Source organism: Exiguobacterium sp. SL-10 (assembly GCF_004337025.1).
Taxonomy (GTDB): Bacteria; Bacillota; Bacilli; order Exiguobacteriales; family Exiguobacteriaceae; genus Exiguobacterium.
Map to the genome: position 1 here is coordinate 1 of NZ_SJUP01000024.1, position 8,094 is coordinate 8,094.

The 8,094-nt window shown below is 50.7% G+C and carries 9 protein-coding genes; 4 read left to right on the top strand and 5 right to left on the bottom strand.

Features of this window, described 5'->3' with window-relative positions; genetic code table 11:
* Window positions 1-397 precede the first annotated feature (397 nt).
* The 3 genes from EVJ33_RS15720 to EVJ33_RS15035 form a co-directional block, all read right to left on the bottom strand.
* Entirely contained in the window at window positions 398-529 is a 132-nt protein-coding gene (locus EVJ33_RS15720) for a hypothetical protein (RefSeq protein WP_269088573.1), read from the bottom strand.
* A gap of 106 nt (window positions 530-635) precedes the next feature.
* Window positions 636-1,121, bottom strand: coding sequence for a hypothetical protein (locus EVJ33_RS15575; RefSeq protein WP_201739727.1), 486 nt, complete (start codon window positions 1,119-1,121; stop codon window positions 636-638).
* 33 nt (window positions 1,122-1,154) lie between these two features.
* Window positions 1,155-2,021, bottom strand: coding sequence for a nucleotidyltransferase-like protein (locus EVJ33_RS15035; protein ID WP_131438358.1), 867 nt, complete (start codon window positions 2,019-2,021; stop codon window positions 1,155-1,157).
* Between the two features lie 169 nt (window positions 2,022-2,190).
* Here EVJ33_RS15035 and EVJ33_RS15040 point away from each other — a divergent pair, with 169 nt between their 5' ends.
* Window positions 2,191-2,550 (top strand): YgzB family protein, encoded by a 360-nt coding sequence (locus tag EVJ33_RS15040; RefSeq protein WP_131438348.1) that lies wholly within the window; start codon window positions 2,191-2,193, stop codon window positions 2,548-2,550.
* Window positions 2,551-2,578: 28 nt separating this feature from the next.
* Here the strand turns inward: EVJ33_RS15040 and perR are convergent, their stop codons facing one another.
* Window positions 2,579-3,010: a peroxide-responsive transcriptional repressor PerR gene (gene perR, locus EVJ33_RS15045; RefSeq protein ID WP_131438360.1), complete on the bottom strand. Its 432-nt coding sequence runs from the start codon at window positions 3,008-3,010 to the stop codon at window positions 2,579-2,581.
* Between the two features lie 191 nt (window positions 3,011-3,201).
* Between perR and EVJ33_RS15050 the strand changes: the two genes are divergently transcribed.
* Window positions 3,202-4,500: a glutamate-1-semialdehyde 2,1-aminomutase gene (locus EVJ33_RS15050; RefSeq protein WP_131438350.1), complete on the top strand. Its 1,299-nt coding sequence runs from the start codon at window positions 3,202-3,204 to the stop codon at window positions 4,498-4,500.
* Window positions 4,501-4,533: 33 nt separating this feature from the next.
* Here EVJ33_RS15050 and EVJ33_RS15055 read toward each other — a convergent pair whose 3' ends face one another.
* A complete protein-coding gene (locus tag EVJ33_RS15055) occupies window positions 4,534-6,171 on the bottom strand; it encodes an ABC transporter substrate-binding protein (protein WP_161566942.1) in 1,638 nt (545 codons plus the stop codon).
* A gap of 92 nt (window positions 6,172-6,263) precedes the next feature.
* Here EVJ33_RS15055 and EVJ33_RS15060 point away from each other — a divergent pair, with 92 nt between their 5' ends.
* Window positions 6,264-7,496, top strand: coding sequence for an MFS transporter (locus EVJ33_RS15060; RefSeq protein WP_131438354.1), 1,233 nt, complete (start codon window positions 6,264-6,266; stop codon window positions 7,494-7,496).
* A 53-nt stretch (window positions 7,497-7,549) separates the two neighbouring features.
* Window positions 7,550-7,966 carry a thiol-disulfide oxidoreductase DCC family protein gene (locus tag EVJ33_RS15065; RefSeq protein WP_131438356.1) on the top strand — a complete coding sequence of 139 codons (417 nt, stop codon included), beginning with the start codon at window positions 7,550-7,552 and terminating at the stop codon, window positions 7,964-7,966.
* Window positions 7,967-8,094 lie beyond the last annotated feature (128 nt).

Sequence of the window (8,094 nt, forward strand, 5' to 3'; positions counted from 1 at the left end):
CCATCAACTTCCCCCCGAAGGGTTCGGATGATTTCCTGCGCTCGACTTGCATGTATTAGGCACGCCGCCAGCGTTCGTCCTGAGCCAGGATCAAACTCTCCAAAGAATTTGATATAGCTCTTTAAAAATGACGAAGCTTGCGCTTCATTCAAAAATTGTAAAACTTTTTTTGCCTCATCGTTCAGTTTTCAAAGTTCGTCTGCCGCTCTTGGCGACTTCATTAATTTATCACGTTGTCTATCTCCGCGTCAACAACTTTTTTCACAAATTGTTTTACTGAAATAATCTTTCGCCGTGACAACGTTTATAACTATAATCTCTATTTACCACTTCGTCAATAGAAATATTACAAAAAAAAAATAAAAAAGGTTGAACCTCCGCGATGAGGCTCAACGCTTCAATCTTTTGCTAGCGGCACATAGCCCGTCCGCTCTACCAATGTCTGCCCTTCTTCAGATGTCATCCAATCTAAAAACGGCTTGTCTGTTTCATAATGCCCTTCTGACGTGATGGCTTGAACTACCCCCACCTACGCTTCGCTTAGAGGTGGAAGATTCCTGAGTTATTCGACCTAACAGTCGAAACCTGATCAGGCTAGCCCCGTCGTCCCGACGGTTGAAGATGCTAAGATTCGTTCAGCCTCTCGTTTGATGTTCAGTCCTGCGTTCACATCGCGTCGTGGTGGACGCCGCAGCCCAGGCATACCCATTCGCGCCATCCAGACGCGGCAACTCCGAATCTAGTTTAAACGTAGAAGCACCGTTCAGTTGCACTAAATCCGATTCTCCTTTGAACGGTTGATTGTCCAACAACTCGACGCCGCGTTCTTCAATCCGCAAACCTTCTGTGTACACATAGTACCCTTTCACTGAACCGAAGAACACGACTCCAATCGCGGTACTAATTAATCCGACTCGTCTAATTTTCTCCTTCGTTAACGAAGAGAAGTCATATAGCGCCATAATGACAATGAATAAGCCGGCTACGTACCAAATTGTCCAAAGAATCGGGCGTCCCCCTGCAATCGGGTCACCCATCGTAAAGAGTGCTGCAAAGACTGATATAACTGCGGTCGAAAGAACGGTCAACACACTACCTAATATAAACTTGACGATCTGCATTGGATTCAACTACCCCATTTGCTTCTATGATAGTCAAGCAATCTCATAAGCGATCGCTTCGACACCGACACCTTTGGTCGGCCGGGCGACTGACCGAACATATCCTTTGCGGACGAGGAAACCGACAATGCTGCCGAGGTCGACTTTCAATGCTTGCAAGTTGGGGTGTTCCATTAATTCGGAGAACGGCCACGGTTCATCCCGTAGTTGCATCGTTTGTAATAGAAGGAGTGTGCCGGGCAACACTTTCGATTGAATCAAATGTTCAATCCCGATGATCACCAAATGAATCCGCTGTTCAAGCGACTCTTGTCCGCTCACTAATTCTTCGTGAAGCTTGTATATTTCCAAATCGAGTGTGCGCACTTGCTTCCACAACACGATTTCAGGATGGATTCCGGCTTCTAAAACCGATAAGCGCGCTAAATGGGTCAAAGCGTGATGAATTTGCGTGAAGGCATCTTGATGCTCCCCTTGTAAAAACAGGCTTCGTCCATCTTCAAAACGTCGCAACAACTTCGCAAAAGCAAGCGACAGCTGAAGACGTTGCTCTTCGTTCGAGAAATTACGGAGACGCTGTCGAAGGTCGAGTAAAAACGTATTCCGTTCGAACAACACCATACCATCTTCAATCCAGTGGATGGCTCGGCGGTTCTCGTTCATTATAATCCAACGATCCATCATCAAATCACTCACGAGATGAAGAATGATTTTCTCTTGCCCGACTTGATAATGTTTCACTGTCCAGAACGGTTCTTCCCTTGCTTCAATCACAATCAACAGCCGGTCGGATTGATCGGTCAAAGGATCTCTCGGCCGTTTCTTCTTCACCTCAATGATGCCAAGCGTCGTCTTCAAGGCCGCATATTCCGAATAGATCGTTCGCGTCGCATACTCCATAGTCACCTTGATACCTTCTTTCTATAATGATGGACCACAATCGTCCATCCAATAATCTGATACGAAAATGATTCGCCTTCTTTATAAAATTCTCCTGCCCGCGATTGTATGAACTTCTCAGGTCCGTGCAGATAAGCTATAGTAAAGACAGACATGGAGGGATTACGAAATGAAAAAACGGGGGAATAAAATCAACCGCGCTCGAAACCTTGCGTTGTTGCTCGTCTTTGCGGGAATCGGGGTCATGTATCTCGGCCTATTGGCGAAAAGCATCACATGGCTGATGATTATTTTCATGTTGCTCGGCTTTGTGATGGTGTTATCGAGTTCAGCGCTCTACTTCATTATTGGGATGGCATCCACGAAAGCCATCGTCGTCACTTGCCCGAATTGTGAGAAACAGACAAAGATGCTCGGTCGGGTCGACTTATGTATGCATTGCGACGAACCACTCACAATCGATCAATCGCTCGAAGGTAAAGAGTTCGACGAAAAATATAATAAACGCCAAACACATTCACACGAATAAAAAAACATCCTCACAGCGAGGATGTTTTTTAATGTTTATGCGCTTGTTCAGTTTGGCAAGTAGGGCACGTCCCGTATACTTCGAGACGGTGACGATCGACTTTGAACCCTGTCAATTGAGACGCGACCGATTCGATTTCATCGAGGACCGGATAGTTGAAATCGACGACTTTTCCACATGCATCACAAATGATGTGATAGTGGCGCGACGTCACGAAATCAAAACGACTCGAAGCGTCCCCGTAGTTCATCTCTTGGACGAGTCCGACTTCTTTAAAGACGCGTAAGTTGTTGTAGACGGTAGCGACACTCATGTTCGGGAACCTAGCCGAAAGTGCCTTATAAATGTCATCCGCTGTCGGGTGACTGTGCTCCGTGACGAGGTACTCCAAAATGGCCTGGCGCTGAGGCGTCATTCTGACTCCATGTTCTCGGAGCGACTGAACAGCATGGTCAAGCATTTCGCTTCCCACGTCAATCCCTCATTTCTTCTATAGAATTCATGCGAAATGTTAGTTAGAATTAACCTATTTCTTACATAGTAATCTTTATAAATAGTGTACTGATTTCTTGAACCGTCGTCAAACGTTGAGCTTAAGCGGTTGACGGCTGTGATACAATAAATGCGAATTTGTAAAAGGAGGCAATACATATGGCAACACCATCTACACGTGACAAATCAGACATTTTGTATAGCGACGCCTTGACGCATATCGTCGGCGGGGTCAACAGCCCTTCCCGTTCATTCAAGGCAGTCGGCGGCGGTGCACCCGTCTATATGGAGCGAGGAGACGGCGCCTATTTCTATGACGTCGACGGCAATCGCTATATCGACTATTTGGCGGCGTATGGTCCGATTATCACCGGTCACGCCCACCCGCATATCCATAACGCGTTAATCGAGGCATCGTCAAAAGGGCTTCTCTATGGAACACCGCACGCACTCGAAGTCGAGTTCGCGAAAAAATTAAAAGCTGCCATCCCGTCAATGGATAAAGTCCGGTTCACGAATTCAGGGACCGAAGCGGTCATGACGACCGTTCGCGTCGCCCGCGCCTATACCGGCCGTGAGCTCGTCGTCAAATTCAGCGGTTGCTATCACGGTCACTCGGACTTGATGCTTATCGCGGCAGGTAGCGGACCGGCTACACTCGGGTCGCCCGACTCAGCCGGCGTCACACGGGCTACGGCGAAAGAAGTGATCACCGTACCGTTCAATGACGTCGATGCGTTCCGCGACATGATGCGCGAATGGGGAAGTCAAATCGCCTGCGTCCTCGTCGAACCAATCGTCGGGAATTTCGGGATCGTCGAACCGAAACCAGGATTCCTGCAGGCCGTCAATGACATCACGCATGAACATGGCGCGCTCGTCATTTACGATGAAGTCATTACAGCATTCCGTTTCACGTACGGAAGCGCCCAGCAAGTATATGGGATTGAGCCGGATATGACCGCACTCGGGAAAATCATCGGTGGCGGACTTCCAATCGGCGCTTACGGTGGAAAAGCTGAAATTATGGAAACGGTCGCCCCACTCGGCCCAGCCTATCAGGCCGGAACGATGGCCGGCAACCCGGCGTCGATGGCAACAGGTCTCGCCTGTCTAGAGGTACTCGAGCAACCGGGCGTTTATGAAAAGCTTGACGCACTCGGCGCCCAACTCGAAGCAGGGATTCGCGAAGCCGCCGAAGCACACGGTGTGACCATCACGTTGAACCGCTTAAAAGGCGCACTCACGGTTTACTTCACAGATGAGATTGTGACCGATTACGAGGGCGCCGAAAAGTCGGACGGCGAAGTGTTCGGCCGCTTCTTCAAATTGATGCTCGAGAACGGTGTCAATTTGGCACCTTCGAAATACGAAGCTTGGTTCTTGACGACCGAGCATACTGAACAAGATATCGAAGAGACGATTGTCGCGGTAAACCGCGCGTTCGCCCAACTATAAGCAAAAGGAGATGCCGCGGCATCTCCTTTTCGTTTACACCGAATGCCGAATCCATAGCTGGTCGTAACGGGGGTGTCCGAACACATCGACAGGAACCTCGCCAAGAAAACTCGGGAAACGCCGCTCTCGCGCAACGTGATACAGCGGAATGACGAGCGCCGACTCCGTCAGATGGCGTTCCACTTCCCGATGGAGCAATGGCCAAGCGCTCATATCAGTCTGACGATAGCGGTCCATCATCGTTCGCAGCTCGGTTTCATGCGCGACAAGCTTGCCGACGAGTGACAGTTCACTCGTCAAAAAAGCGAGAAACGCCAAATCGAGATCTTCACTCATCATCTCCCCGCACAAAATCAAGTCGGCCCGGCGAAGCGTCTCCTCTTGCAACAAACAGCCGAGCGTATACGTCTCGGTCTCGACGGTAAAGCCGGCGGTACGTAACTGTGCCGCAATAAGCATCGCATCTTCTGTCGCCACATCGAAAGGCAAGTGCAACAACCGGAGCGGACGACGCAAACTTCCCGCTGCCTTTGGCCGTGGCAACGGTCGACTCGTCTCCGGGAAAAAGCCATGGGCCACTTGATGACGTTCTCCTCCTAATTCAACGAACGCTTTTTTGTCAATCGCCTGTTGAATCGCAAGTCGTGTTTCCACATCATCTTTGAGCCAAGAGTGTTGCAAGTTGAACATGAGGTAACGCGCCCCGGCCTCGGCAATCCATTTGACGAGGCTCTGCTCATCACCGTCGCTCCACTTGGCATAATCCATTTCCGAGAACGTGACGAATTCGACCACGTCTAATGATGGTCGCGGCCGTAGCCCACGCTCGAACGCTCGCAACCGAACGACGTCATCAGATTGTTTCTCCAATTTGAAAGGCCCTGTCCCGACAACCCCTTCCGCCCCTTCATACGTGATGGATGCCGGCGTCTGAGCAAGCAACCGTTCGATGTAGGCCCTGTGCGCTTTCGTATGGATGTCGACCACGTAAGGTGCCGGAGACTCGAGCCGTTCGATTGGCGCGAACAACCATACTTGTTTACCGCGCGCTAATAATCGATTCAACGAGTACACGACGTCTTTGGCCGCTAACGTCATCCCATTGTGGAACGTGACACCTTTACGGATGTAACATCGAAACCCGAACGGTGTGTCTTCGATATGGTGGGCTAGGGACGGTTGAACCATAGTGCCGTCCCATTCGAACAGACGATCGAAGACGTGTCTCGACAAGGATGCTTCCATCGCGATATGGATGTCGAGCGGGTCGAGGGATTCAAGCGTCCGGGTGCGCGGAAACACAAATCGGTCTTCTTCCGTCTGTTCGAAACCGAAACGGCTCCAAACCCGGGCTTGAATCAATTCACGCAACGCAGGTGGCCAATCCCATTCCAACCACTTGGCCGCATCCGCCATCGAGGCTGTCGAGAAGGAAGTGTCAACCCACCCGCTGAGCGTCCGAGCAAAGTCCGGCTGAAAGCGGAGCACAGATTCATGACCGCGTCCTTTCCCGGCCTGATACTCCACTAAGCCCAATGATTGCCACACTTTGATATCGCGCTTTACTTGTTTCTCGCTATAGCCGACCGCCTCGACCGCTTCCCGTAACGTCACTTCCCCTTTGCCCGTCTCCACCGCATGGCGATAAATGGCCACTAGTTTCGCATTCATATCGTTCCCCCTAAAAGTGGACATGTCTAAATAATTTGTCTCTTTTTACCAAGTGTAGTCCACGTTTAAAGTAGTGACAAGGAGGTGCTCACGTGAAATTCAAAGATTTTCCAACCAACGTCCGACTTCGACTCGTCTGCGGCTTTTTCATCCGCATCGTCGGCTCGGCCATCTTTCCATTCATGGCTTTATACTTTTCAGAAGAACTCGGCAAAATCGCTGCCGGGATCATCATGACGTCATTCGTCATCGTCGGGTATGTCACTGGCTTGTTCGGTGGGTACTTCTCGGATCGCTTTAATCGAAAGCAAGTCTTACAAATCGGCCAATTCGTTCAAATCCTTTGCTTCATCGGGATGACGGTGGCGATTCACCCATCCAACAATTGGGCACTCGCCGTGGCCATTCTCTACTTCGGTCACGCGGTCGCCAACGGGTTGAACTACCCGGCCTTAGAGGCGATCGTCATCGATTCGATGGAAGAATCGAATCGAAAAGCGATCTATGTATATGACTATTGGCTCGTCAACTTGGCCATCGCTGGCGGTGTCATGCTCGGCGGTGCCTTCTATCGCGACTTCCGCTTCGGCTTGTTCGTCGGGATGACGCTCGTCTTGATGATCACGACAATCATCTTACAGCGCTATCTCGTTGATTCGCATCAAGGTAACCGGTCGACGCCGGCCAATCCGATTGTCGGCGTGATTCAAAACTACCGGATCGCCCTCAATGACCGACGCTGGATGTTGTTCGTGCTCGGCAGCATGCTCGTCTTCTCGACCGAATTCCATATGGCGAACTATATCGGTGTTCATTTAGCGGAATCGTTCCAACAGCGCTCGATCATTGGGGTCCCGTTCGACGGGGTCCGGATGATGGCGTTCATGCAACTCGAGAATACACTACTCGTCGTCGCCATCACGTTCGCCGTCACCGCCTTTGTGAAACGATATCGTGAGAAATACGTGTTCTTCATCGGCTTGTCGCTCTATATCACGGCGTACGCTGCCATCACGTCGATGAACTCGTTCCTGATTCTCGCCGTCTTGGCCGTCGTGTTCACGGTCGGCGAGTTGTTGTACTCGCCGATTCGCCAAGTGAAGCAAGTCGACCTGCTCGACCCAGAGCGCCGCGCCTCATATCTCGCTTTTGGGGGACTCACATTCCATGGGGCCAAACTCGTGGCCGCGGCCGGCATCGTCGTCGGGGCGTTCATCGGCCCCGTGTTCATGAGTGGCTATATCTTCTTGTTCGGGGCGCTCGGTGCCTACCTCTACTACATCTCACTTTATAAGATGGAATCGGTGCGTCAGCTCGCCGCCTGACGTTTGAACCGACCCTGGAACGGAAACAGGCAAGAGTGAAGGAGGCGTATGGTATGCCAGCCATTGTATTATTTGATGGAGATTGTAACTTTTGCGACGCCAGTGTCCAGTTCATCTTGAACCGGGACACGACAGGGAATTTTCATTTCGCCTCGCTTCAAGGCGAGGCTGGTCAAACTTTGCGCGAACGTCATCGGATCAACGACTCGGTCGACAGCATCGTGTTGATTCGTGAGGGTGTCCCGTACATTAAATCCGACGCGGCGGTCCGCATCGCTGAAGGATTGGATGGGAACTGGCGTTGGCTCCGGTTTGTTAGATTCGTCCCAAAACCGATTCGTGATTTCGGCTATGACGTAATCGCTAAACATCGTTATGAATGGTTCGGTCAAAAACAGACGTGTAAACTGCCGACACCGGAAGAACGAAGCCGGTTTCTCGATCAACAATCAAAACCGCCGACTCAATGAGGAGGGCACTGAAAAACCTCCGCTCTATCCGAGCGTGGACAGAAAAAAGAGCGATTGGACCGACTCAAGTCGGGACGATCGCTCTTTTTCCTTGCCCTCATCCTGTATTTTCTTTTCGAAGGACGATG